The organism is Parashewanella spongiae (assembly GCF_004358345.1).
Taxonomy (GTDB): domain Bacteria; phylum Pseudomonadota; class Gammaproteobacteria; order Enterobacterales; family Shewanellaceae; genus Parashewanella; species Parashewanella spongiae.
The window spans coordinates 401,357-428,279 of sequence record NZ_CP037952.1 but is presented as its reverse complement, the minus strand read 5'-3'; the positions used below and the strand labels follow the sequence as shown (position 1 = coordinate 428,279).

The following is a 26,923-nucleotide window of genomic DNA, read 5'->3' as shown; positions in this document are numbered from 1 at the left end:
TTAGGATAAAGTTAACAGCCAAAAAAAGAAACTGAGTGCTCGATTAAAACATTCGGGTATGACTTGTGCTGCTTAAGCTAAGGCTTATGAATTCTGTGATGTTTATGTCAACAAAGAAGAGTCAGAGGCTTCAAACAAGACTACCAAGATGTGTACTCAGTGGTGTAGGCTTTGATGATTGAAGTACTTGCTGCTGCGCTTTTGCCCTGCAATCACTTTTCGGTTGTTTCAAATCTACTTTTTTAGTATTTGACTCTTGTCTTAAACTCTCGATCATAAAATCTAATTCTTCAGTCGGTTTTGCGACAAAATTTTGTCCAATAAGATAATTCGACAGTATTGCAGCTTCTTTCGACAAAAACAGTGAAGTAAGAGTTTTAATCGTGGCGAACAAAACATGAAAATCATGGTTTTTTTGTTCAAGTATTTGCATTGGTGTTTGACCATTCCCATTTCTAAGCTGACAAGCCAAATGAGGCGCAAGGTTAATCAAATAACTTACCATTTTTTCATCCCCTACCTCCAGCCCAACATGCAATGCAGTGTCACCTGAGGGGTCTTGTGCAAACAAACCGTAATTAGTATTTTCTGTCACTCCACATCTCTCAACGAGCAGTTTTAAAACATCAAGATGACAGTTTTCTATTGCAATACGAACATAACTTTGCCCTTCAGGGTTTATGTGACTTATGAGCTCTCCTTTATCATGCATTGCCGCCACTAATTTGTCACAACCAGATGCACAAGCGTACTCAAGTGGTGTTTTATCTTCGAATAATTGTTTATATGGAACACCAGAAATAATCAACGCTGTCATTAGCCTTAAATTGTTTTCTTCATATGCTTTTCTGATTACTTGCATACCTTTTTCGTCGTTAGTGCACTTCTCTCCTTTTCTTGCTAACTCCTCAACTAAAAAAGGATCGTGAATCATGGCGTACTCAAAAATTGGTAAGCCACCTATTTTAACAGGATAAGGAACCCCTGCTTTTACAAATAAATAAATGGCATCAGGAACATTTTGCCTAATCGCTTCATCTATCATCACTGTTGACGTTAAATAAGCAGGAGAAAGCGCTGCTCCATAACTTAATAGCCCTGCAACTAGCTCAATTTCGTTATTTAGTGAACAATACTCAATTGCACTTAAGTTAACTTCGGTCCCCGTGATATTGAGATCAGCACCTGCTTTAACGATCAATTTAGCCGTTTCTGGATCTTTATTTTGACAAGCCAATAACAATGGAGTGCAGTTTCCAATTTTTATATTTAGGTACTCTCTGAATGGATAGCCGTTTTTTTTATCTATAGTAAGGATGGCCCAAACCAATTGACTGTTTTTGGTCTTCACAGCACTATACAAAAAATCTTCGGGATATTTGTTAAATATATATTTAGAAACTGCTTTTTTTGATAGTGTTAGATTTCCTTCAGAAAGAATGCGTGCGGCCTTCTCAATGTCCAACTCCTTAACAAGAGCAGTATAGAAACCTTTATCAGCCATTTGCATATCTACATAATTTTCACTTTCAGAGACTTCAGACGCAGTTTCATACCCTTGGCGGGGGAAACTCAAACTATCTTCTCTTTCTAAAGTAGCTCCAATTGATAACGACGCTAACCCTGACGGACGAACCGTTGAAGCTAGAATCGTAGCGGTGGATTCCTGATATTGTAAACTTACCTCTCCAGATAATGGACTATTTGGTGAAGAGGAATAGAAACCACTTTCATTACTAGGAGAAATGGGAATATCAACTTGAACTGCATATGTTGGCAATTTTAACTTAGGGAGATATTCCTTGTGACTTCCTCGGCTAACTTCATGAAAATATTTATGTCTTTCTTTTTCTTTAGCGCTTAATATTCTTGCAGTAAAGGGAATTTCCGAAATTTCAAGCCCATCTGAACTACTTGAAGATATAACAGAGTAATCAGACCCATGAGCATTATTTGGTACACCCAATGGATTGCTGGGAATTGTTGCTGCCATATCGAAAACCTTTCATTGCATTGAACAATGTAAATAATTTAACACAAATCAGTACGTTGTTTTTACAGCCCTACAACTCCACTCTTCATTTTTGAAAAAATGAAACAGATAACTCATTGTTATACAAATAGATAAATGAGCAATGGATACAAAATTAAAGATAGTTAACCAAACTTGAATCAAGAGAACAGAGCTGTGTTCACTAAATAGGTAGGCCATTAATTGGTATTAGATAGTTAAAGTTTCAACGTACTAATCGAGGCAACAGGACCATACAGGGCAATTAATTATCGATTAATTATCGATTAATTATCGATTAATTATTATTTAACTTCATTGAGTATAAGTTAATTATTTGGCAAAGTATTTTACTATCTGCAATTAAACTTGATAACAAATGTTAACTTCGGGCTTAAACAATTCCACTCCACTCCCCCATCTTTTTAATACTGAGTTGGAGGATTATCAAGAAGAATCATTCAATTTTGAAGCATCAGCACAACCTAAAAATCATGATGTTGAAAATTTTATGACCGACGGTACTAAATCTGAACCACAGGCCACGGCTTTACTAAGCTATAACTATAACGCCGGACACACAGTGCAATCTACGACTAAAAACGCCCCTATGTTATCAGAGCTAAAAACTCGATTAACCCCTGCAGAAAAAAGTAAATTTCAGTCCATAGCCAAAGATTTCACCTATGAACATAAGTTCTTACTATTAAAACAGCAACCTTATGATTCTCCACTATTTAAAGATGTAGATACATGCAACACATTATACTGGGCGTTAGAAAACCAAAAAGTCACTGAACAAGAGTTCATGCAATACTACTGTACGCTATTAACGTATTTATTATTCAACCCTAAATGCATGCCTGCGCCAATGAACATGCTTGATAACCTTGCATCAGACATCACCACTGTCAAAGTTGAGGATATCAACTTTTCATCTTCACAGGATGAGGGGTTTCAAAAACGTGAATTGAAACTAAAGGGAGCTTTACGTTACTTTGAATCAATGGGAATTGATTATAAAAATGAAATCTTTTTGAAAGTCACTTTAAATAACGCATTTGTGAAAGAGTGGTTTGCCTATAAAAAAAATTATATTCTACAAGACAAAGGAGCAGAGACTCCACAAGTTAACCATATCTGTTATTGGTTAAATCTACTTCAAAATACAATTCCAATATTTTTTATTGAACAATTTAAAACATCATCAATAACACACCATGCTTATCTCCCTCCTTTTAAGCTAATACAAGCGTGTATAGCATGTGCTCGTGGGGTACCAGTGCAACATAATCCTCTATCTTTAAAACCTCTATTTGGCCCTTGCAGCTGGAATGACGTAAAACAACATAGGCTCAATCATCTGCAAGTTGGCGCATTATGGCATTGTGAAGTTGCCAACAGCTTACTGCAACCCGATGGAATATGGTTCGGAGCAGGAAGCTTTTTTCATGACTGTATACATGCGGCTTTAACCTCAACAATCCCCCCTGAACTTAGGCTTGATTTATTAAATCTAGACTCAGAAACGTTAGAGCCATTGCGAAAATTTTGGCAATACTTTATTCATGGCCAACTTAAGAATGTAATGGATAGGCCACTATTTGACAATTTTTTAAGTGGATTTAAAGTGCTTTGCACTGAACTCAATAAATCAGAGAATGGCCTTTCTGACGAAAAATATCGAGAAATATCTTCTTTACTATTGGATAATATGGATGCTCAAAAATCTCGTTTTCAATTTATACCCAGATTAACGCTTCTAGATGATTATCGACCATTCATTGATCAGCTCCCTAGTACTGAATTCTTTCCACTTTTTTATCGAAGATATTTAGAATCTATTCACCGTAGATCAATTGCAGAATTCATTGAAGGCAGCTTTATCCTTTATATGATTGTGCACAATGGAAATTTAAAGAGAAATACTGATTTTAAATTGAAGTTAGATGTAAAAGCGGGAATTTTTACTCCAAGCCCTGTTATAAAAGCGCAATTACTGTCAGAAAATGCATATCGAGATTCCAAGAAATATATTGCCAACTTCTGGTGCCGTCAATCACACACAATGCCAACGCACAATACCAGCACTCAATAGTTTAATCTTATTCTTCTAATACTTAGATTAGGGTAATTTGCTAAATAGATTCAAATTAACAATGATATTGCATTAAATTATTTAGAGCCCTATCTATCAAAGAGTAACTTCATTGGTGATTTTATTTTGATAGGGCAACTTATGAATACTTATAATAATCTTTCGGCTTTTTACACATCAAGGTTAAAAGCTTGCTTAAAAATCACACTTTACTTTTGTTTTTTGAGTAGTAATGTTTACGCTACAACATCAACATTCACGAAAATCACCGATCTTCCAGACTCTGAGTACCACTTTACTTACAGTAAAGATGGGCAAACAGCTTTGGCTTATAAAGAAATCAACACCCAATTAAGTGGCGGCTTATGGCGCTCCACAGATGCAGGCATACACTGGTCAAAAATTAGAGGAGATCAAAATTGGTACATAAGTATCGAGTTTGAAGGCCGTGATCAAGTTAATGCATTGGCTATCCGTGTGGATGGTGCAAATATGTATCTTGAACATACTTCCGACGCTGGTAGCACATGGTACTCAATAGATGATTCGACTTGCCCTTTAAATAACGGCTTGAGCCATTTAGCATCAACCAAACGTTCAGATGGTTCAATGATATTTGTAACCAATTACGGACTATTCATTACCTATGATAATGGCCACACCTGTAATGAGCTACACGCACCAAACGAACCACAGTTCTTAGATGTAGCAACCGCTGGCGGGACAATCATCGGTTACAATTCCAAAGAACAATTAGTTTACTCTGATGATGTTGGCAAAACTTGGCATTCATCATTAATTACTTTTCCTGATACTCCCCTTACACATGACGGAGTTTTTAATATAACGTTTAAGCCTAATACAGCAAGAATATACGCTTCAATGTTTTCCTATAAAGATCCACAGCTTAAAGAGTACGTTTGGTTGTCCGACGACGGGGCCCAAACTTTTAAACCCACAAAGTTCAACGACATAATTAGAGACCTCGTCTTTACTAAAAATAATGATCTGGTTTATTACACAAGAAGTGACAAAGGATTATGGAAGATGGATGGAAAACTTAATCAACAAACTATACAACCTTCAGCACTAAATAATATGGTTTGCGGGGGAGAATGTCAGAAAGAAACAATGCAAATAGTTAACTTCAATTACAATTCCAATAAAGGCATTGTCGAAGTAAAAACAGGGTCATTTCCTTATTACACTTATTCTTATTACCAAATGACAATGGAGCAATAGTCATTTTTAGATAAAAAAACCTGATAAGCCATGCTCCTAAAAATCTCTTACTCAATTACGATAAAGACCGTTAAACATAAATAAATTGGTTGGGATCATTCATATACGCAGAAAAAATACTGATAGCAAGGCATGAATAGCAGCAAGTAGTGACATACAAAACTGTTGTTACTTCGTTTCTACTTGCAAAATTTATAACGCAGCTAGCGGTGATTTTGGCAAGTATATGAATGTTCAGCACTCTCCTGATGGGTGAATTCGGGTTGTTTAATTTTGTATTTAACTTCAATAAATTAAAGTTAAATTGTGCGTTCAACCGATTTATTTAGGTTAAAGTTCGATACCATTAGTGATTATGAGTTAAAGATTTTCTTCCACACGCAAAAAGGCCACCCGTTTGGATGGCCTTTTTGTTTATTTGGCGCCTGGAAATGACCTACTCTCACATGGGGAAACCCCACACTACCATCGGCGATACTGCGTTTCACTTCTGAGTTCGGAATGGGATCAGGTGGTGCCACAGCTCTATTGTCTCCAGACAAATTCTGTTTGCTTGTTCTTTTCTTTATTTACCGCTCTTTTAGCCGTAAATTAATAATTTGGTTGGCTGATACTTGTTTTTACAAGAAATTATCTCAAAGTTCTTACTTTATTAAGCGCTTATATATTCACTAAGGTTGTAAAACCCATCTGGGTTGTATGGTTAAGCCTCACGGGTCATTAGTACAAGTTAGCTCAACGCCTCACAACGCTTACACACCTTGCCTATCAACGTCCTAGTCTCGGACGGCCCTTTAGAGAGCTTAAAGCTCTAGAGATGACTCATCTCGAGGCTCGCTTCCCGCTTAGATGCTTTCAGCGGTTATCGATTCCGAACGTAGCTACCGGGCAATGCTATTGGCATAACAACCCGAACACCAGCGGTTCGTCCACTCCGGTCCTCTCGTACTAGGAGCAGCTCCTCTCAATCATCTAACGCCCACGGCAGATAGGGACCGAACTGTCTCACGACGTTCTGAACCCAGCTCGCGTACCACTTTAAATGGCGAACAGCCATACCCTTGGGACCGACTTCAGCCCCAGGATGTGATGAGCCGACATCGAGGTGCCAAACACCGCCGTCGATATGAACTCTTGGGCGGTATCAGCCTGTTATCCCCGGAGTACCTTTTATCCGTTGAGCGATGGCCCTTCCATTCAGAACCACCGGATCACTATGACCTACTTTCGTACCTGCTCGACGTGTCTGTCTCGCAGTTAAGCTGGCTTATGCCATTGCACTAACCGTACGATGTCCGACCGTACTTAGCCAACCTTCGTGCTCCTCCGTTACTCTTTGGGAGGAGACCGCCCCAGTCAAACTACCCACCAGGCACTGTCCTTACTCTCGATGAGAGAGCCAAGTTAGAACATCAACACTACAAGGGTGGTATTTCAAGGTTGACTCCACATCATCTAGCGACAACGCTTCAAAGTCTCCCACCTATCCTACACATGTAGGGTCAATGTTCAGTGCCAAGCTATAGTAAAGGTTCACGGGGTCTTTCCGTCTAGCCGCGGGTATACGGCATCTTCACCGCAATTTCAACTTCACTGAGTCTCGGCTGGAGACAGCGTGGCCATCATTACGCCATTCGTGCAGGTCGGAACTTACCCGACAAGGAATTTCGCTACCTTAGGACCGTTATAGTTACGGCCGCCGTTTACCGGGGCTTCGATCATGAGCTTCGACCTAAGTCTAACCCAATCAATTAACCTTCCGGCACCGGGCAGGCGTCACACCGTATACGTCATCTTGCGATTTTGCACAGTGCTGTGTTTTTGATAAACAGTTGCAGCCACCTGGTATCTGCGACTCCCAACAGCTTAGAGAGCAAGTCTCATCACCGTCAAGAGCGTACCTTCTCCCGAAGTTACGGTACCATTTTGCCTAGTTCCTTCAGCCGAGTTCTCTCAAGCGCCTTGGTATTCTCTACCCAACCACCTGTGTCGGTTTGGGGTACGATTCCTACTTACCTGAAGCTTAGAAGATTTTCCTGGAAGCAGGGCATCAACGACTTCATCACCTTAGTGACTCGTCATCAGCTCTCAGCCTAATGTAAACCCGGATTTGCCTAAGTCTACAGCCTACAGCCTTAAACGCGGACTACCAACGCCGCGCTCGCCTAGCCTTCTCCGTCTCTCCATCGCAGTAAGCAGAAGTACCGGAATATTAACCGGTTTCCCATCGACTACGCCTTTCGGCCTCGCCTTAGGGGTCGACTCACCCTGCCCTGATTAACATTGGACAGGAACCCTTGGTCTTTCGGCGAGGGAGTTTTTCACTCCCTTTATCGTTACTCATGTCAGCATTCGCACTTCTGATACGTCCAGCGTGGGTTACCCCTTCGCCTTCTACCGCTTACAGAACGCTCCTCTACCGCGTTTGTGCATCCCACATACGACTTATTCTCCACAACCGCCTCAACGTATTGCGTGCTTAAACTGACATTTAAAAAACAAATGTCAGTTAGCTGAAATCGCATCTGGTGATGCACAAACACCCATAGCTTCGGTGTATTGCTTAGCCCCGTTAAATCTTCCGCGCAGGCCGACTCGACTAGTGAGCTATTACGCTTTCTTTAAAAGATGGCTGCTTCTAAGCCAACTTCCTAGCTGTCTAAGCCTTCCCACATCGTTTCCCACTTAGCAATAACTTTGGGACCTTAGCTGATGGTCTGGGTTGTTTCCCTTTCCACGACGGACGTTAGCACCCGCCGTGTGTCTCCCGAGTAGTACTCATTGGTATTCGGAGTTTGCAAAGGGTTGGTAAGTCGGGATGACCCCCTAGCCTTAACAGTGCTCTACCCCCAATGGTATTCGCTCGAGGCGCTACCTAAATAGCTTTCGAGGAGAACCAGATATCTCCCGGTTTGATTGGCCTTTCACCCCCAGCCACAAGTCATCCGCTCATTTTTCAACATAAGTCGGTTCGGTCCTCCAGTTGATGTTACTCAACCTTCAACCTGCCCATGGCTAGATCACCGGGTTTCGGGTCTACACCTTGCAACTCAACGCCCAGTTAAGACTCGGTTTCCCTACGGCTCCGCTATTCGCTTAACCTCGCTACAAAATGTAAGTCGCTGACCCATTATACAAAAGGTACGCAGTCACGGCTTCTTACCCATAAAGAGTTGGGCCGCTCCCACTGCTTGTACGTATACGGTTTCAGGTTCTATTTCACTCCCCTCACAGGGGTTCTTTTCGCCTTTCCCTCACGGTACTGGTTCACTATCGGTCAGTCAGGAGTATTTAGCCTTGGAGGATGGTCCCCCCATGTTCAGACAACATGTCACGTGTGCCGTCCTACTCGTTTTCATCTTCGGTTAGTTTTCGTGTACGGGGCTATCACCCTGTGCCGCTACGCTTTCCAACGTATTCCACTAACACCCCAAAGACTTAAGGGCTAATCCCCGTTCGCTCGCCGCTACTAGGGGAATCTCGGTTGATTTCTTTTCCTATGGGTACTTAGATGTTTCAGTTCCCCACGTTCGCCTCACACAGCTATGTATTCACTGTATGATAATCACTTATGTGATTGGGTTGCCCCATTCGGAAATCTCAGTCTGTAACGCCTTTTATCGACTTAACTGAGCTTATCGCAGATTAACACGTCCTTCATCGCCTCTGACTGCCAAGGCATCCACCGTATACGCTTAGTCGCTTAACCATACAACCCAGATGAGTTTCACTTCTTGCTAAAAAACAAGTCGTTAACATCATTGAGCTGCATTGCAACTAGCTGGTTTTTACTGATAATCATTGCATCAACGGGTAAGTTGATGCTGATATCGCCTTAGTTTTGAATATTCAAGACACTTAATAAAGTGTTTGAGAACTCTTGATGCTTTACCATTTAATGTAATGCATCGTTTTTGAGATTTTTCGTATGATTTACTATTCAAATGAACAATAAATCCTACTATCAGCTTTCCAAATTGTTAAAGAACATCGTTGCCGCTAGGACAAACGAGTATGCCGTTTCATCTTTCGATAAAACGTCAAGCATATCTGTGTGAACACTCTACAAAAACAACAAAATCGTGTCGATAAGGAGGTGATCCAGCCCCAGGTTCCCCTAGGGCTACCTTGTTACGACTTCACCCCAGTCATGAACCACAAAGTGGTGAGCGTTCTCCCGAAGGTTAAACTACCCACTTCTTTTGCAGCCCACTCCCATGGTGTGACGGGCGGTGTGTACAAGGCCCGGGAACGTATTCACCGTAGCATTCTGATCTACGATTACTAGCGATTCCGACTTCATGGAGTCGAGTTGCAGACTCCAATCCGGACTACGAACAACTTTATGAGATTAGCTCCACCTCGCGGCTTCGCAACCCTTTGTATTGCCCATTGTAGCACGTGTGTAGCCCTACTCGTAAGGGCCATGATGACTTGACGTCGTCCCCACCTTCCTCCGGTTTATCACCGGCAGTCTCCCTAAAGTTCCCACCCGAAGTGCTGGCAAATAAGGATAAGGGTTGCGCTCGTTGCGGGACTTAACCCAACATTTCACAACACGAGCTGACGACAGCCATGCAGCACCTGTCTCAGAGTTCCCGAAGGCACCAATCCATCTCTGGAAAGTTCTCTGGATGTCAAGAGTAGGTAAGGTTCTTCGCGTTGCATCGAATTAAACCACATGCTCCACCGCTTGTGCGGGCCCCCGTCAATTCATTTGAGTTTTAACCTTGCGGCCGTACTCCCCAGGCGGTCTACTTAATGCGTTAGCTTGAGAACCCAGTCTTCAAGAGACCAAATTCCGAGTAGACATCGTTTACGGCGTGGACTACCAGGGTATCTAATCCTGTTTGCTCCCCACGCTTTCGTGCATGAGCGTCAGTCTTTGTCCAGGGGGCCGCCTTCGCCACCGGTATTCCTTCAGATCTCTACGCATTTCACCGCTACACCTGAAATTCTACCCCCCTCTACAAGACTCTAGTCTGCCAGTTTCAAATGCTATTCCCAGGTTGAGCCCGGGGCTTTCACATCTGACTTAACAGACCGCCTGCGCACGCTTTACGCCCAGTAATTCCGATTAACGCTCGGACCCTCCGTATTACCGCGGCTGCTGGCACGGAGTTAGCCGGTCCTTCTTCTGTGGGTAACGTCACGGCTGCTGGTTATTAACCAACAACTTTTCCTCCCCACTGAAAGTGCTTTACAACCCGAAGGCCTTCTTCACACACGCGGCATGGCTGCATCAGGCTTTCGCCCATTGTGCAATATTCCCCACTGCTGCCTCCCGTAGGAGTCTGGGCCGTGTCTCAGTCCCAGTGTGGCTGATCATCCTCTCAGAACAGCTAGGGATCGTCGCCTAGGTGAGCTCTTACCTCACCTACTAGCTAATCCCACCTGGGCTTATCCAATTGCGCAAGGCCCTAAGGTCCCCTGCTTTTCCCCGTAGGGTTTATGCGGTATTAGCAGTCGTTTCCAACTGTTATCCCCCACAACTGGGCAAATTCCCAGGCATTACTCACCCGTCCGCCGCTCGTCAGCAGAGTAGCAAGCTACTCTCTGTTACCGCTCGACTTGCATGTGTTAGGCCTGCCGCCAGCGTTCAATCTGAGCCATGATCAAACTCTTCAATTAAAGTTTTTGCTCGAAGCTAATGAAAGCTTCTGCTCAATGAATTCTGTCGATTTGACTTACTTCTCTTTATGAAAAAGGAAAGTAAACCAAATTTGCATGTTCAAAATGCTTATTTACTTAACGTAAGTAATCACTTTGAAAGTTTGCGTGAACACAATTAATTGAGAAAATTTTTGACTGCTTAATCTATTCACCGAAGTGATAAACCAATACAGTTTCGATTTTGTCAATCTCTGTGAGTGCTCACACAGATTTGCTTGATATATTGTTAAAGAGCGTTTTGACTCTGCGCTTCAAACCTTGATTTAATCAGTGTCCTCAGCGGGTCAGGGCTGCGTATTCTACAGACCTTGTTGTTGGCGTCAAGCAGTTTTTGCAAACTTTTTTCTGCCGTTCAATCTGAGGTTAATTTACTTTTAAAAAGCGCCTTATTCTCGACTGAACCTGACTCGCCAACCTTGCTGCTTAATCGCATTCTTTATGCTAAGAAGAGCTGCTGTGCCGTGTCAGTGGATGCGCATTATAGGGAGATTCTGAAACTGCGCAAGGGCTTTTTTGAATTTTTTTCATTTATTTTCTATTCTTTTCATAATCACATGAAACCCACTGGTTATGCCCAGAGTTACCCACAAAAATTTATGTATTTAGATAAAAAATAGGCATACTAAAGGATGCTTTGGATTGTAAGGAAGTTTATAGAGTTCTAATATATCTTCCATAGCACTCACGAAGACAGCGTTTTCCTCTTTAGGTATACACCACTCTTCTTTAAGCCATGGTTTAAGTTCATTTTTTTAACGCATAATGAACAGAAGTTCTTGATATGTTATCGATATATTTGAGTTCAACCATCTTGTCTCTAAGAAGATTTAATGTCCAACGGCAACGTCCTTCAGGAGGCGTAGAGCATGCCAGTGCATATATGGATGGCTTCGGCTTCGCCATCCATTATGCGTCTGCGGCCTTGATGGCTGTGTTTGCTATTCACAGCGACTTCTAATCCTTCTTCGACAAAACGCTTTCTAAGGCTCGTTACTGCAAGTGGTGAGATGTTTAGTGCTTTAGCAATCTGTTGATTGGTCAGTGGCGAATTATTCTCATCAATAGCAAGTAAAATTTGGGCGTGTCGTTTTTTATGTTGAGCAACACGTGGTTTCTTCTGCTTTATCAAAGCCTCAAGCATTGAACGTTCTTCATTACTCAAACGTAAATGGTATTTAACCCTCATAACAACTCCAGTGTTTCTTGTGTTCAGGAGTTGTTAGGATATAACCATTCGGTCATTTTTTGTTTTTGAATGGACTACTATGGACTACTAGTTAGTGCCCAGTTTCAACACTTTACGGTGTTGCAACTTCGATTACATAGCTACGGCTATGCGCCCTACATTGCGCCTTATATAGCACTAATACCAATTGCTGTGTGTTTTCTTACTTTGATTTATTAACAAGTTTTAACTTTTTCACTTGATAACTCGGTATAGGATAGGATAGACAGCTCAAATACAGTTGAATATGACAATTCATCATTCATTGTGCTTAAGGAGTAGATTATGGCTGTATCATCTCAAGCTGCTTGCCTGCCCCCTATATTTTCTGATCCTGAGGCATCGGTTCAACCAATAGAAATCGCGGCCAGTCGAAAATCTTTAGATTTAAACAGCTCTAAGTGGGTTGAGGTCATATTAATATTAAAAGAGTTATCTTCATTAAAATTACAACTTCTGGCGGATGAACTAAGAGTAAAAGGTTCTTTTCAATCTGTAATCACGCTTGTTGAGGATTGGTTAAGCACTGACTCTCAAATGAGAGCTCTTCATACAAAGCCTACCATGCAAAATTTAGCACAAGCCCTACAAAAAATAGAGGCATTGGACGCTTCAAAACAAGTACAAATACAATTCCCTAGAACCGCTAATAAACTCGAAGTTAAAGAGTGTCCTGAGCTAGCATCACTATTTATATTGAACAAAGATGATCTAGCTGAAGTGAAAGGTTATGTAAGTTTTTCATGCCGCAATGAGCCTGAAAAACTGGCTATTTTAGCGGGATCACTTGGTATCCATTTCGAATATGCTAAAACATTCCAAACCGACGATGAATTAGTCTCTCATTGGTTTGATAAAGAATTTGATTATCAACCTACATGGGATGATTTGGCAAACGCCTTTAAAAGGTTGGGTGAGATAGGTACAGCTCAACACATTGAATTAGAGCATCCGCCAGAAACTAATACCGACAGCAGTATTAGCGCCTACGATGGTTCTGATACAGGTTCCAGTGATGACTATATGATGCAACCAGCCAGTCACAGCCGTCCAGAGAGTGCTAATGAGGCTATGTGCAATAAAAAAACTCTTAAAAGATCTGCTACTGCCACTGGATGCTCAACAGGTAATAGCACAGTAGATTTGAAGAAAATGCAAAGGCTTTTTTCAACACATCAATTAAATGAAAATTACGATTGGGCTACTAACATCCAAGCTAATCGGTCACAAAGACTCAGTACAGCTTCGTTAAAAACAGATGATAATTAAAAGATAAGATATACAAAGCACGATTTGATGTTTAAGCCACTGAGAATAAGCACAAGTAGGCACAAGTAGGCACAAGTAGGCACAAGTAGGCACAAGTAGATTGTTATTGTTCGCTATATAAAATTAAGTGAATAATAAACATCATATAACTAACACTTCCCATTAATTATTTTTAATTTTTATTTACTTGAGCTTTCTATTAGAAAATAGTTAATTATCCAGCACGGTTGAATTGGTAGCGCAGCCAGAACAACCGCACAAATGAGTGATATATGAACCTAGAAACATGAGTTGACTGCGTTCTCAAGCTTAGAAAATATGGCTGATAGTAAGACGCTGCTTGCAGCATGTAGTTATTCTACTTGCAAAAGCTACAACGAAGATGGCAGTGATTTTAGCAAGCTTGTGAGCCTAGAGTACTTCACTCATTGGGTGAAAGACATGCTGATAAAATCATCGTATTTCTTAAGCAGTTACTCATATACTCAGCGTTCAACTGGTGTTTTTAGGTTGAATACCCAAAGTCACTGGATTCTCGTTTTCACGGGAATGACGGGTTATAAAGTCTACGACTTTTGCTCGAAAAACATTCATGCATTTACCATGGTAGCACAGCCGTCTAAACAATTTAAAAAGTATCAACTTACTGTTCAAAGAGAGAATTATGGCATTTTATATTGAGCACGTAACCAACAGCACTTCATGTCAGCATGCGTTATCTGAAAACCAATTAAATAAACTACTCAGAGGTGAAAAGATTTCACACTTTGGTAAAAGAGCCTGCCTTGAAGTTAAAAACCAAAGAGATAAATTCTTTAATGTTCTATCGTGTCTCGAAAGCAGCCATGGTGATAGACTTTCAGCCTTTCTATCATTAAAAACCATGCAAGTAGTTGATTCGCAACCTGGTTTTTTTACCGAGCCTATTTTTCATAATTTTGGTTTAACGACTTCTCAATCCTTAGGTATCAAGTTAGAAAGCAAAACGGATAAATCGCAGCGACTGTACAAAATCGTAGTTCTTTCAGGGCAAGAAATTCAACCCATTAGAGGTACCGATAAAATATGGCTCAAACTTGATAAAATGAGGCTAACAGCCCTTGTTGCTGGCAGTACAGCTAGTCTTACTCCTCAAAGGGTCAACTGGATTAAGTGTGATGCGAGCAATACGGACTTTCGTTATGTTCACTTTGTCGAAAATGAGTTTTCACAGGTCAACGGCGAGAATTTTGATTTATCCCAAACTGAACTAAAACACTGTGCTTTCAAAAGTTGTAAATTGCCAAAACTCAAGTTAACAAGCACTCAAGCCGCTCATCTGGTGATGCAAAACTGTGATCTCACTGGGGCGGATTTATCAAATGGCTCATTTCAAGATGCTCAATTTAATGACGTCGACTTTAGTAGCGTTAATTTATCATTTTGCAATTTCAGTGGCGCCAAATTTATTGACTGCACTTTTGACGAACACACCAAGTGGGAAAGCGCTAAATTAGTTGACGTCACTACAAACAATCCAAGATTGCAAAAACTCGTTGACAAAACTAACCAGCCCCAAATAACCATTCCACCACAATTAAGTGGAATGCTCAACCAGGTCGCAGGAGGGAGTCGTAACTTTGATTCTAAGTTACTATCCGCCTCGTCTAACTCCCTATCAACAATACCGGGTCTTAAAAATTCAACCTCTATTAGCGACTTTCATGCCCCTAACAATCAGTTTTTACATGTCCCTACAGCATCAGGGGATGGATTGCTGAAAACCAGTTCTTGCAACAGCTTACTGAGTATGACTTATCATTCGGCTGGAGGAATCACCAAGCCTAGCCAAATCAGAAAAAACAGCTCACAACTTCTATGACTTAACCTGTAATTAAACCTATAAACATCAGTTGACTGCGTTCTCAAGTGTAGAAAAAATGGCTGACATTAAGGCGTAGCTTACAGCAAGTAGTTATTCTAATTGCAAAAGTTACAACGCAGATAGCAGCCATTTTAGCAAGCTTGTGAGCGTAGAGCATTTCACTCATTGGGTGAAAAACATGATAATAAAATCATCGTATTGCTCAAACAGTTACTCATATACTCAGCGTTCAACTGATGTTTTTAGGTTAAACAAACCACGCTCAACGCCGCTCTATATTCCGTCAAGCAAAGCATAAATCAACTCACTTTTTTGGAAAACATTGAAATATTGGCGGAGTGTAGCGGGTCTTTTTTCACATCATTTCATGAACAGAATTCAACATGACACCTCATCAAATCACTATCATCCAGCAAAGCTGGGAAAATGTTCTGCCAATCAAAGCTCAAGCGGCTGAGATTTTTTACAATCGATTATTTGAGCTGGATCCAAGTTTAAAACCTATGTTTACTGGAGACATTAAACAACAAGGCGATAAATTAATGCTCACTCTATCAGTGGCTGTTAACAGCCTTACAAGGCTAGAAACTCTGATCCCTATTTTGGAAGATATGGCACGTCGCCATGTAGATTATGGTGTACAAGACAAGCACTATGCGACTGTAGGCCAAGCTTTAATTGACACTTTAGCCACAGCTTTTGGTGATGCCTTTACTGATGAGCTTAAAAGCGCTTGGACGGAAATGTATCAAGTTGTTGCGAATACGATGATTAACGCAACCCAATAAGGTGTCCTCTAAATAATATCAATTATAAACTTCTACAGTGCACATGGTTCTACATAATTTTGCCTTGTAGAAGTTTATAATCGCTATGGTTTTAGCATTCGTTCACTCTATGCAAACGGCTACCCTAGGAGTAAGTTTGGTTACCAACTCATAAGCTATCGTGCCAATGTGTTCAGCAACTTCCTCTACAGGTAGTTCTCGCCCCCATAACATAACTTCATCACCTACATTATCTTCAGAGGCAATGCCAAGGTCGACCGTGAGCATGTCCATTGACACTCGGCCAATAATCGGCACGCGGCGGCCATTTATCAAAATGGGTGTACCTTCTGGGGCATTACGAGGGTAACCATCACCATAACCAATCGCCACCACACCTAAAACCGTGTCGTGCTTAGCAACCCAAAATGCACCGTACCCTGCACTTTCACCCGCTTGATGCTCACGAATAGCAATTAATTCAGATTTAAGCTCCATGGCCGCGGTTAGACCGTGGTTTGAACCTAAGTCCCCTACGACAGGTGATACACCATAAAGCGCTATCCCAGGTCTTATCCAATCAGCTTGGGTTTGCGGCCAGTATAAGGTTGCCGCTGAATTCGCCAGCGAACGCTCCCCTTCTAAGCCATTAATGAGATTGATAAACTGTTGATGTTGCGCTTGGGTCATTGGATTTTCTGGCTCATCGGCACAAGCAAAATGAGTCATCAAATGAATTGGCTTGGCAACATTTGGACAATCCAATAATCGTTGATACACCTTTTTGAAATCTGCCGCGACAAACCCTAAACGATGCATACCAGAATCTAACTTTAACCACACAGTTATAGGTTTATCTAAGCTGGCTTGCTCTAGCATTTTCAGCTGGAAATCATGATGAACAACAGTTTCAATATTCTGCTCGATAAGCTTTGGTAAATCGGTTTGATGAAATACGCCTTCGAGCAATAGTAACTTTCGCGTGATGCCACCAGCCCTGAGCATCATAGCTTCTTCCAACCTTGCTAATCCAAAGCCCTCAGCTTGAGGCAAGCACTTAGCCACGTTTAATAAACCATGACCATAACCATTGGCTTTTACCACCGCCATAACTTGGCTTTGTGGTGCAATTTCTTTTAACCGTGCAAGGTTAGCTTTCAGGGCACGGCAACTGATTTCTGCGCGAGGAAATGGCTTCAAAAAACAATCCTGTTTCGGTGAGTAACCTGTTGGTTAATGGTATTAATCTTCTTCAAACTGTGGTCCAGCAAAATTATCAAAACGAGAAAATTGGCCTTGGAAGGTCAACCTTACTCGCCCAATTGGGCCGTTACGTTGTTTACCAATAATAATTTCGGCAGTACCTTTATCTTCTGAAGTATCGTTATAAACTTCATCGCGATAAATAAACATAATTAAATCGGCGTCTTGCTCGATGGAGCCTGATTCACGTAAATCAGAGTTAATGGGGCGCTTATCGGCACGTTGCTCCAATGAACGGTTTAACTGCGATAACGCGATCACGGGGATACCCAACTCTTTGGCTAACGCTTTTAATGAGCGGGAAATTTCAGCAATTTCCAAAGTACGGTTGTCTGATAAGGCCGGAACCTGCATTAACTGCAAATAGTCGACCATGATCATTGATAATCCACCATACTCACGAGCAATACGACGTGCCCGTGAGCGAACGTCATTAGGAGTCAGTCCCGACGAGTCATCAATGTACATCTTGCCTTGTTCAAGCATAATGCCCATGGTGGAAGATACGCGCGCCCAATCGTCATCGTCCAAACGGCCAGTACGAATTTTAGTTTGATCGACACGCCCTAATGAGGCCAACATTCTCATCATGATTTGCTCAGAAGGCATTTCTAAACTGAAGATCAACACAGGTTTATCTTCATGTAAAGCCGCCTGTTCACAGAGGTTCATCGCAAAAGTAGTTTTACCCATCGACGGACGCGCCGCTACAATCACTAAATCGCCCGATTGAAAGCCCGCCGTCATATTATCTAAGTCACCAAAACCGCTGGAAACACCCGTAACACCGTTATGAGGGTTATTGTATAGCTCTTCAATTTTATCGACGGTTTTTTCTAAAATTGATTTTATGCCTTCTGGCCCTGCGTTGGCATCGGCACGCTGCTCAGCAATTTTAAAGACTTTCGTTTCGGCATAATCTAGTAGTTCGCTAGAAGCTCGACCTTCAGGGTTGTAACCTGCGTCGGCAATATCATGGGCAACGCGGATCATCTCTCTAACTACCGCACGTTCGCGTACAATTTCAGAATAGGAAACAATATTACCCGCACTTGGGGTATTTTTAGTGATTTCACTGATGTAGGCAAAACCACCAGCACTTTCCAATTGATCTTCAAGTTCTAACTGCTCAGTCACTGTGACCAAGTCCAATGGTTGTCCACTTTCAACCAGTTTTCCCATCGCCTCGAATATCATCCGATGCGAGCGAGAATAAAAATCATCACGAACGACAGTTTCAGCCACTTTATCCCACGCTTCAGCATCCAGCATAAGCCCCCCCAAAACCGATTGCTCCGCTTCGAGTGAATGAGGTGGCATTTTCACCCCTTCTACTTGGGCATCTCGTGCTTTGAATTTGGGTTTATTCGTCCCCTGTTGTGACATTGATACTCCCGTTTTACAACGATTTTACAAAAATATGGTATAACCCCATGCAAACCACAGTATTCCATCTTATCTGCTTATGAATGGAAATAATAACTCAAAATAAAGGAAACGTTTATGCGCAAGGCATTGATCGCCGCCTTAGCTCTTACATCGGGATTCGCTGTCGCCGATGAAGGACAATGGCAACCACACCAACTCCCTTCTATTGCACAAAAGCTGACTGACCGTGGAATTGAAATTTCTGCGAAACAATTGGCCGATTTAAGTCAATATCCAATGAACGCTGTGGTCAGTCTTGGCTATTGTACCGCTAGTTTTGTTTCACCTAAAGGCTTGGTTGTCACGAATCATCACTGTGCTTACGGTGCAATTCAACATAACAGTAATCAAGAGCATAATTATCTTGAAGATGGCTTTTTAGCGAAAACCTTAGCGGCAGAACCATCAGCTGGTGCCAACGAACGTTTATACGTGACCGAAGCCGTCACTAATGTCACTGATACCGTCATTGCAAATTTAGGCCAAGATCCGCTCAAACGCTATGAAACAATTGCACAGAACCGTAAAGACATCATCAAGCAATGCGAATCTGATGATAATTATCGTTGCTCAGTGCGCAGTTTTCATAATGGTTTGGAATACTATTTAATCAAACAACTGATCATCCGTGATGTTCGCTTGGTATACGCACCACCAGAAGCCGCCGCAGCCTTTGGCGGTGATGTAGATAACTATGAATATCCACGGCACAGTGCTGACTTCACTTTTTTACGCGCTTATGTGGGTAAAGACGGAAAACCCGCCGGTTATAGCGAAGATAACGTCCCTTACTTTCCAAAAGGGTTTGTTAAAATCAACCCTAATGGCGTAAAAGCTGGCGATGCAGTATTTGCTGCCGGTTATCCTGGGCGCACAAGCCGTTATCGCTTAACCAGCGAACTTGAATTTGCTAAAAACTGGCAATATCCGGCTCAAGCAAAACGCTACCAACAACGCATCAATACCATCGAAGGTATGAGCGCTGCAAATAAAGCCATTAAAATTCAATACGCCAGTACACTTGCGTCCACTGCGAACCGCATGAAAAAACTCAATGGTTTATTAGATGGTTTCCGTGCCACTGATATCGTCGGTATGAAACAAGCCAAAGAAAATCAGTTCAAGACTTGGTTAAGTAGCAAATCAAAGGACAAACAAGCCATTATCAAGCAGTTAGAAAATTTGATTACGCAGCAGCAACAAGGTTATCAGCAAAGTTTTTATTTTGATAATGCGCAATCCAGTGCTTTGCTTTCAACCGCCCAGCGTTTATATCGCCTTGCCGTTGAAAAGCAAAAGCCTGATAACTTACGTGAACAAGGTTATCAAGAACGTGACATGAAGTTGTTTGCGGCACGCTTAAAACGATTAGATACACGTTATTTAGCGGCTGTTGATAAAGTATTGTGGCAACAAGATTTAACCGCTTATTTAAATCAAGACAACAAGGTAGCTGAACTGGATACATGGTTAAGTCAAGACGCTTCAACACCACTGGCTCAACGTGTCGATGCCATGTACAAGGAATCAAAACTTGATGTTCATGAGCAGCGTTTAAAATGGATGCAAGCTTCAGCCGCAGACTTTAAAGCCAGTAGCGACCCATTCATTCAACTCGCTATCGCCTTGTTCGACGTAAATATGAAAAACGAGCAAGCCAGTAAAACCCTTGCTGGTCAACTTTCAAGAGCCCGCCCTGAATATATGGCTTCATTGATTGCTTACAATAATGAACTCGGCTTACCCGTATACCCTGACGCGAACGGTACATTGAGGGTTACTTATGGATCTGTTGATGGCTACCAAGCACAAGATGGCATGTACAAACAGCCATTCACCCAATTAGCAGGCATTATTGCTAAAAACACGGGTGTTGAACCATTCAATGCACCACAAAAATTGCTCGACGTCATTGCCGCGAATGATAACGGTAAGCATGTTGTTGAGTCAGTCTACCCAGACACTCGTGGGTTTATGTGCCGCTTATTTTCCTGCGACGCTAAACCAGAAGCATTTAACGCTGTACCCGTAAATTTCCTATCAAGTGTTGACACCACTGGCGGCAACTCCGGTTCACCAGTATTTAATGCCAAAGGGGAGCTAGTAGGACTTAACTTCGACTCCACCTACGAAGCCATCACTAAAGATTGGTTTTTCAACACTGAAATCACTCGCGCGATTCATGTTGATATTCGTTACATCCTCTGGATGATGGATAAAGTGGATCATGCAGATAATTTGTTGGAAGAATTGAAAATAGACAACTAAATAAACCTATTAGAATTTATTTTTTCATCAATGTTTAACTTTTTTATCAAATGCATGGATCTCATGCATTTGATAATTTTCTATACGTCAAAGCCACTTATATTATCCCTCTCCTTTTCACGCTTAATTATCACACTTAAATGTTGATTTTATGTTTCATTAATGTAAATTTATAGGTTGGTAAAATAATTCTTACCAACATTTAAATTACAATAATTTTTCATCTGTTGATTTATTGGGATACATCAGATGATATAAGGGAGTTAAATATGTTCAAAAAGAGTATGTTAGCCACAGCTATCAATTGCTCTATATTCTTGGGAGCTACAGCGTTCTCAATGAATAGTTTTGCAGCAGATGAAGTTGAAAAGCCTGTAGCTCAAACACAAAACACAGCAGATGAATTACTTGAAGAAGAAGAAGAAACAGAACGAATTGTTGTAACCGGATCACGTATCCGTAGAGCTGAATTTTCAGAAGCATCACCAGTTCAGGTTATCAGTGGTGATATTTCGCGTGAACTCGGTCTTTTTGATGCAGGTTCAATGCTGCAATCATCAAACCAGGCTTTAGGTGTGCAATATGATAGCTCTTTCGGTGGGTTCGTATTAGACAATGGCCCTGGTGCGGCAACTATTGGCTTTCGAAACCTTGGGGCTGAACGAACGTTAGTCTTAATTAATGGACGCCGTATGGCTCCAGCTGGTGTGGGTGGCGCACCAACTGCAGCGGATTTAAACTTGATCCCAGGTGTAATGATCGACCGCATCGAGAATCTATTTGATGGTGCATCTACAGTTTATGGTTCTGATGCCGTAGCTGGTGTAGCAAACGTCATCTTAAAATCTGACATCGAAGGGTTTGAATTTGACGTTTCAGGTACAAAGCCTAAAGGTTCTGGTGGCGAGCAAATTACTCTATCGGGCATGTGGGGCACAACATTCGACAATGGTCACTTAGTAGTAGGTGCTGAGTATTTAGAACGTGATGCTGTTTCTCGTGCAGGTAACGACTGGGCTAAAGGTTGTAATGAACGCATCTGGGAAACGAACGATGGCCGTATCATTACTCGTAATGCGCCGACAGGCCCAACAGCAAGAGGCGACGTTGACACCTGTGCCACTTTCCCACTAACGAACCGTATTACAGTAAACAACTTTTACGGCAGCTTATATTCCACTCCAGGTTTTACCAACACTGGCATTCCTGGTTGGAGTGAAACAACTGTAAGCATGAATACATACAACCAGTTTAGTGATACCGCAGGTTGGATACCGTACGACAATGATGGAGATGGTGAACCTGACTATGCCTACGTTGATGGTAATGGTGATGGTTTTATAGACGTTGATTTACAAGACCCGCGCTATGCCTTCCAACAGTCTGACAAATATAACGACAGTGATTATATCGCAAAAAACCAGCGTTACTCACTGATGTTAAGTGGTGAACACAATCTGCAAGACGATAACGACACTACCGTCTACTATGAAGGGCTATACAGCGCTCGAAAATCTCCTCAAGTTTACGATGGTGCTCAAATTTTCGAATGGGTGACACCACGTAACCCCTATAATGTTTGTGGCGTAAACGGTGTTAACTGTTTAGGGCAAATTGGCGGTGATTTCATTCCTACATGGGTGAGACCTGTAATCAACCTTCAAGGTGATCGTGACTATGCAGAAGTAGATGTATCACAATATCGTGCCGTTACCGGCATCACGGGTAATTTGTCAGCTTTAGAAGGCATTGGTCTTAATAACTGGTACTACGACGTTTATGTTTCACAAAGCGCTTCTAGTGGTACTGATATCCGTCAAGGTATTAATGAAGAACGCTTAAAGCACTCATTAGATACCTCTGTACTGAATGATGATGGCTCTGTAACTTGTGGCGATGGCACTGACGGCTGTGTACCTGTTAACCTGTTTTCTGAAAACATCTATCAGCCAAGTGGTGGCCGCCTCACTCCAGAAGAAGAAGAATATTTATTCATTGAGAGATACATAAAAACTGAAGTTTCTCAGTTTATCGTCAATGGCTTCATCGGTGGTGATTTATTCACTCTTCCATGGAATGAAGAATCTGTTGCTATGATTTTAGGTGCGGAATACCGTAAAGATAAAATCGAGTCAGATCCTAATGCTGCGACTTCAGAAGGGTTGTTGTGGGGTTACTTTTCCGATAAAGGTGCTGACGGGACGCGTTTCATGCGTGAAGCGTTTACCGAATTTGAACTGCCATTAGTTCGTGGTCAAAGTTGGGCTGAAGAAATCACCCTGACTGCATCGGGCCGTATTTCAGATGAAAGTTTTTACGACACCGCTCACACATACAGCCTAAAAGCTGTGTATCGTCCAACTGACTGGCTGACTTTCCGTGGTACCAAAGGCACTTCGTATCGTGCACCTAACTTACGAGAGCGTTTCCTTAACGGTACATCTGGGTTTAATACAGTTTTTGACCCGTGCGTAGTGCCTACGGATGCCCGTATTTCTGACCCTTTAAATCCAAATGCTGCAGATGGTTATGATGCTGGTCTTGATGAGCGTTCAGATACAACTCTTGCGGCCTGTAGAGCTGATGGATTAGATCCAACAAGCTTAGGTCTAGGGACTGGAGATGCTGACTTTACTGACAGTTACAGTGTTGAAATCGAAACGGGTGGTACAGAGGAATTAACCCCTGAAACATCAGTGGCTAAAACTTGGGGCTTTGTGCTAGAGCAACCATTCTCTGAAGACTTTGATCTATCTATTTCGGCTACGCGTTATGATATCGAAGTCACAAACAGTATAGCGGAACCAAGTGCTGGTTATAGCATCGGTCAATGTTATTCAAGTGACGGTGTTCGCTCATTTTGTAGTCGCTTAGGCCGTGACGAAAATGGTCAAATCAGCCTTGTTGATGGTAGTTTTGTTAACGTTGGTTTATTAACATCAAAAGGTTACGACTATAACCTATATTACAGTCAGGAATTCATATTGTTTGATAAAGGGCTAGACGTCAGCTTTGACTTACAGGCAACCCAAACTACTGAAAGCCTATTTGATATTTTAGGTAGTGTTGACGATAACCTAGGTGAACCTGATGTACCTGAATGGCGTGGTACTGCGCATCTTCGTATGGAATACGATAATTTTGTATTTAACTGGCAAACTCAGTATATCGGCGGTGGTCGTGAAGACTGGTTAGATGACGATGAAGAAGACTTCACATCTGACAACATTGGTTGTCGTGGTCTAAGAAACGCGGATGGCTCAGAAGTATTGTGTCGTGAAGTAGGCTTTACTGATGATTACTTTACCCATACTGCCTCTGTTGGTTATGAATGGGATAATTATTATATAGCCTTTACAGTTCGTAATGTTCTGAACGAAGCACCACCAAGAGTAGATCCAAATGGTTCTTGGTCAAGCAACAACGTTCCATTAGGTGTTGGTTATTCACAACCACGTTCATTTGTATTAAGCGCTTCTGCACGCTTCTAATCTGAATGTTGTTAAATTCTTAATATTATAAATTGAATGGCCTCGTAACTTGAGGCCTTTTTTTTAGGGATTAAAAATGAAGAAAATTATCTTAAGTCTATGCATATCTGCCTGCTTAGGTAGCATCGTTAGCAATAATGCAATAGCAGAAGACAATCCTGTTAAGACTGTTTCAACTATTGAAGCCTTTGCAACTATGCCGCAAGTATCAAGTGTGTCGGTCTCTCCCAATGGCCAAAAAATAGCGATTGTAAGAGCAACCAATAGAGAAGGTGATTACATCGTTGAAATTCGCGACACCAAGGATTTAGGCAAGAAACCAGTTATTCTTGGGGCTGACAGAATGAAAGTACAAGGAGTATCTTGGTTAAACAATGAAAAAATTGGTGTTTCGTTCAGGCAGTTACTAGAAAGTGGAGCTCATAAATACTGGACTGGTCAATTTGCCATTACCGATGCCAATGGCAAAGGAAAATGGGTTTTGCCAAGCAAAAAAGTTAGAGGCTTTGGTATCATAGATCTTCTTCCAAATAATAAAAATGAAGTGTTGGCCCAAGCTGATACTAACTCCAATGGCACTCCTGATGTGATCCGTTACAACATAAAAACCAACAACTATAAAACTATAATGCGCGGCAACTCAAAGCAAGAAGGCAGCTTTACTCCTGACGCTGATGGTGAAATCCGCGGTGCATCGGGATGGAACAGAGCCGATACCACTATTGATTTATATGCTAGAAAAAAAGGAAGTGATGACTGGCAAAGAGTAAGACAAATATCTCCTAATTTAAGAGAGCAATATGAATTTTTAGGTTTTTCAAAAGATAGACCTAATGATGTATATATAAAAGCCAACCTAGGAGAAGATAAAGCAGGCATTTACACCTATAACCTTGAAAATAATATTTTTTCTGAAAGATTGTTTGGTCTAGAAAATGTTGATGTAGATGGAGTATCTTTCAATCCCTACACACAGCAAGTAACTAGCTACAATTACACTTCAAAGCACCCTCAAAAGTACTTTGTTGATGAAAGTGAGCAAATACTCTATGACTCTTTGAAAAGTATCTTCAAAGGAAAACACGTATCAATTACTAGCCGCTCCAAAAATGATAATGCCATAATTGTGCGCACGATGGGGGATCAAGATACCGGAACGTTTTATTTAATCACTGATAAAAAGAAAGTCAGCCCAATAGGCGAAAGACTACCTTTAGTGGATAAATCAAAACTCGGTAAAGTAAAGTTTATTACCTATAAAGCACGTGATGGTCGTAAGGTAAAAGCCTACGTGACGATACCTAGCGTAGGGGAAAAACCATACCCTGCGGTAGTAATGCCACATGGTGGGCCTTGGGCTCGTGACATTAACATTTTTGATGAGTGGTCTCAATTACTTGCATCGCATGGTTATATTGTTATCCAACCTCAATTTAGAGGCTCAGAAGGTTTTGGCTTAGATCATTGGAAGGCTGGTGATAAGAACTGGGGCTTAACCATGCAAGATGACAATGATGATGCAGCGTTGTTTTTAGTTAAAAAAGGATTAGCTTCAAAAGATAAATTGGCAATATATGGCTGGAGTTACGGTGGATATGCTGCTTTTGTTGGCTCAATGCGAGACAATAATATTTATCAATGTGCGGCTGCCGGTGCCGGAGTAGGTGATTTAGGTCGCTGGAGTGCTTATATTAACGACAATAGATTTGCAAGAGAACTTCAACGTCCTACAGTGAAAGGAATTTCTCCAGTAAACCAAGTCGATAAAGTAAACATTCCTCTATTGGTAGTACACGGTGATATTGACAGCCGTGTGACAGTAAAACACAGTAGAGCATTTGTAGATAAGCTTAAGAAATATGGCAAAGATTACAAATATGTAGAGCTTGAAGATGCCGATCACTTCAGTAATACTTTGTTTTATCCACATAAAAAAGTTTTCTATACTGAGCTACTCAATTGGTTAGATAACAAGTGCGGAATGAAACCAAACATTATTTAATCATTCAAATGATGTTTTCCAACAAAAAGCAACACTCTTTAGTGCTGCTTTTTTTAGTTTTATCAAACGCATTTATTAGGGTCTGTTGATCTTTCAGGATTAAATTTTGTGCTATTTGAGCATTTATCTGTTCAAGGCGTGAGCAGTGATGCTTAGCCATCTAAGTGAGCTGGTCACAACACAGAACAGTGAATGCTCAAAAGCATCGAAGACAGCGTAAATTAGTCATTTCTGCTGCGTTATCGTTTTCTTATTTGGAATAACCAAACCTCACAAACTCTGCCTTGCATAAAATGACCAATTTATCGCTGCAAAAACAATC

At 41.5% G+C, this 26,923-nt stretch carries 13 protein-coding genes and 3 rRNA genes; 9 read left to right on the top strand and 7 right to left on the bottom strand.

Annotated elements, in window-relative coordinates; genetic code table 11:
• Nucleotides 1-130 precede the first annotated feature (130 nt).
• The gene (locus E2I05_RS01530; protein WP_121854609.1) at nt 131-1,993 is read right to left on the bottom strand and encodes an ankyrin repeat domain-containing protein; all 1,863 of its coding nucleotides are present in this window, start codon (nt 1,991-1,993) and stop codon (nt 131-133) included.
• A gap of 397 nt (nt 1,994-2,390) precedes the next feature.
• Here E2I05_RS01530 and E2I05_RS01525 point away from each other — a divergent pair, with 397 nt between their 5' ends.
• The gene (locus E2I05_RS01525; RefSeq protein WP_121854610.1) at nt 2,391-4,109 is read left to right on the top strand and encodes a hypothetical protein; all 1,719 of its coding nucleotides are present in this window, start codon (nt 2,391-2,393) and stop codon (nt 4,107-4,109) included.
• Nucleotides 4,110-4,250: 141 nt separating this feature from the next.
• Nucleotides 4,251-5,351, top strand: a complete 1,101-nt coding sequence (locus E2I05_RS01520) for a WD40/YVTN/BNR-like repeat-containing protein (protein WP_121854611.1) — start codon at nt 4,251-4,253, stop codon at nt 5,349-5,351.
• 423 nt (nt 5,352-5,774) lie between these two features.
• Here E2I05_RS01520 and rrf read toward each other — a convergent pair.
• The 4 genes from rrf to E2I05_RS01500 all read right to left on the bottom strand — a co-directional run bounded on the left by rrf (nt 5,775) and on the right by E2I05_RS01500 (nt 12,210).
• Nucleotides 5,775-5,890, bottom strand: a 5S ribosomal RNA gene (rrf, locus tag E2I05_RS01515).
• A gap of 160 nt (nt 5,891-6,050) precedes the next feature.
• Nucleotides 6,051-9,060, bottom strand: a 23S ribosomal RNA gene (locus E2I05_RS01510).
• Between the two features lie 380 nt (nt 9,061-9,440).
• Nucleotides 9,441-10,982 (bottom strand): 16S ribosomal RNA (locus E2I05_RS01505).
• Together the 16S, 23S and 5S rRNA genes form the textbook arrangement of a ribosomal RNA operon.
• A gap of 892 nt (nt 10,983-11,874) precedes the next feature.
• Nucleotides 11,875-12,210: a helix-turn-helix domain-containing protein gene (locus E2I05_RS01500; RefSeq protein WP_121853303.1), complete on the bottom strand. Its 336-nt coding sequence runs from the start codon at nt 12,208-12,210 to the stop codon at nt 11,875-11,877.
• Between the two features lie 324 nt (nt 12,211-12,534).
• On the opposite strand from E2I05_RS01500, the gene E2I05_RS01495 reads away from it, so the two are divergent.
• The 4 genes from E2I05_RS01495 (at nt 12,535) to E2I05_RS01480 (ending at nt 16,170) form a co-directional block, all read left to right on the top strand.
• Nucleotides 12,535-13,518, top strand: coding sequence for a hypothetical protein (locus tag E2I05_RS01495; protein WP_121853304.1), 984 nt, complete (start codon nt 12,535-12,537; stop codon nt 13,516-13,518).
• Between the two features lie 318 nt (nt 13,519-13,836).
• Entirely contained in the window at nt 13,837-14,199 is a 363-nt protein-coding gene (locus E2I05_RS01490; RefSeq protein WP_121853305.1) for a hypothetical protein, read from the top strand.
• Nucleotides 14,183-15,379, top strand: coding sequence for a pentapeptide repeat-containing protein (locus E2I05_RS01485; protein WP_121853306.1), 1,197 nt, complete (start codon nt 14,183-14,185; stop codon nt 15,377-15,379). The genes E2I05_RS01490 and E2I05_RS01485 overlap by 17 nt, the downstream gene beginning before the upstream one ends.
• 386 nt (nt 15,380-15,765) lie before the next feature.
• The gene (locus E2I05_RS01480; protein ID WP_121853307.1) at nt 15,766-16,170 is read left to right on the top strand and encodes a globin family protein; all 405 of its coding nucleotides are present in this window, start codon (nt 15,766-15,768) and stop codon (nt 16,168-16,170) included.
• Between the two features lie 102 nt (nt 16,171-16,272).
• On the opposite strand, the gene alr is transcribed toward E2I05_RS01480, so the two are convergent.
• Entirely contained in the window at nt 16,273-17,349 is a 1,077-nt protein-coding gene (gene alr / locus E2I05_RS01475; protein WP_121853308.1) for an alanine racemase, read from the bottom strand.
• Between the two features lie 42 nt (nt 17,350-17,391).
• On the bottom strand, nt 17,392-18,798 hold the full coding sequence (gene dnaB / locus E2I05_RS01470; protein WP_121853309.1) for a replicative DNA helicase: 1,407 nt from the start codon (nt 18,796-18,798) through the stop codon (nt 17,392-17,394).
• 117 nt (nt 18,799-18,915) lie between these two features.
• On the opposite strand from dnaB, the gene E2I05_RS01465 reads away from it, so the two are divergent.
• From E2I05_RS01465 to E2I05_RS01455, 3 genes are all read left to right on the top strand, one after another.
• Nucleotides 18,916-21,108, top strand: coding sequence for a S46 family peptidase (locus E2I05_RS01465; protein ID WP_121853310.1), 2,193 nt, complete (start codon nt 18,916-18,918; stop codon nt 21,106-21,108).
• Nucleotides 21,109-21,446: 338 nt separating this feature from the next.
• Nucleotides 21,447-24,599, top strand: a complete 3,153-nt coding sequence (locus E2I05_RS01460) for a TonB-dependent receptor domain-containing protein (RefSeq protein ID WP_244935409.1) — start codon at nt 21,447-21,449, stop codon at nt 24,597-24,599.
• A 76-nt stretch (nt 24,600-24,675) separates the two neighbouring features.
• A complete protein-coding gene (locus tag E2I05_RS01455; protein WP_121853312.1) occupies nt 24,676-26,601 on the top strand; it encodes an alpha/beta hydrolase family protein in 1,926 nt (641 codons plus the stop codon).
• The last annotated feature ends 322 nt before the right edge of the window (nt 26,602-26,923 follow it).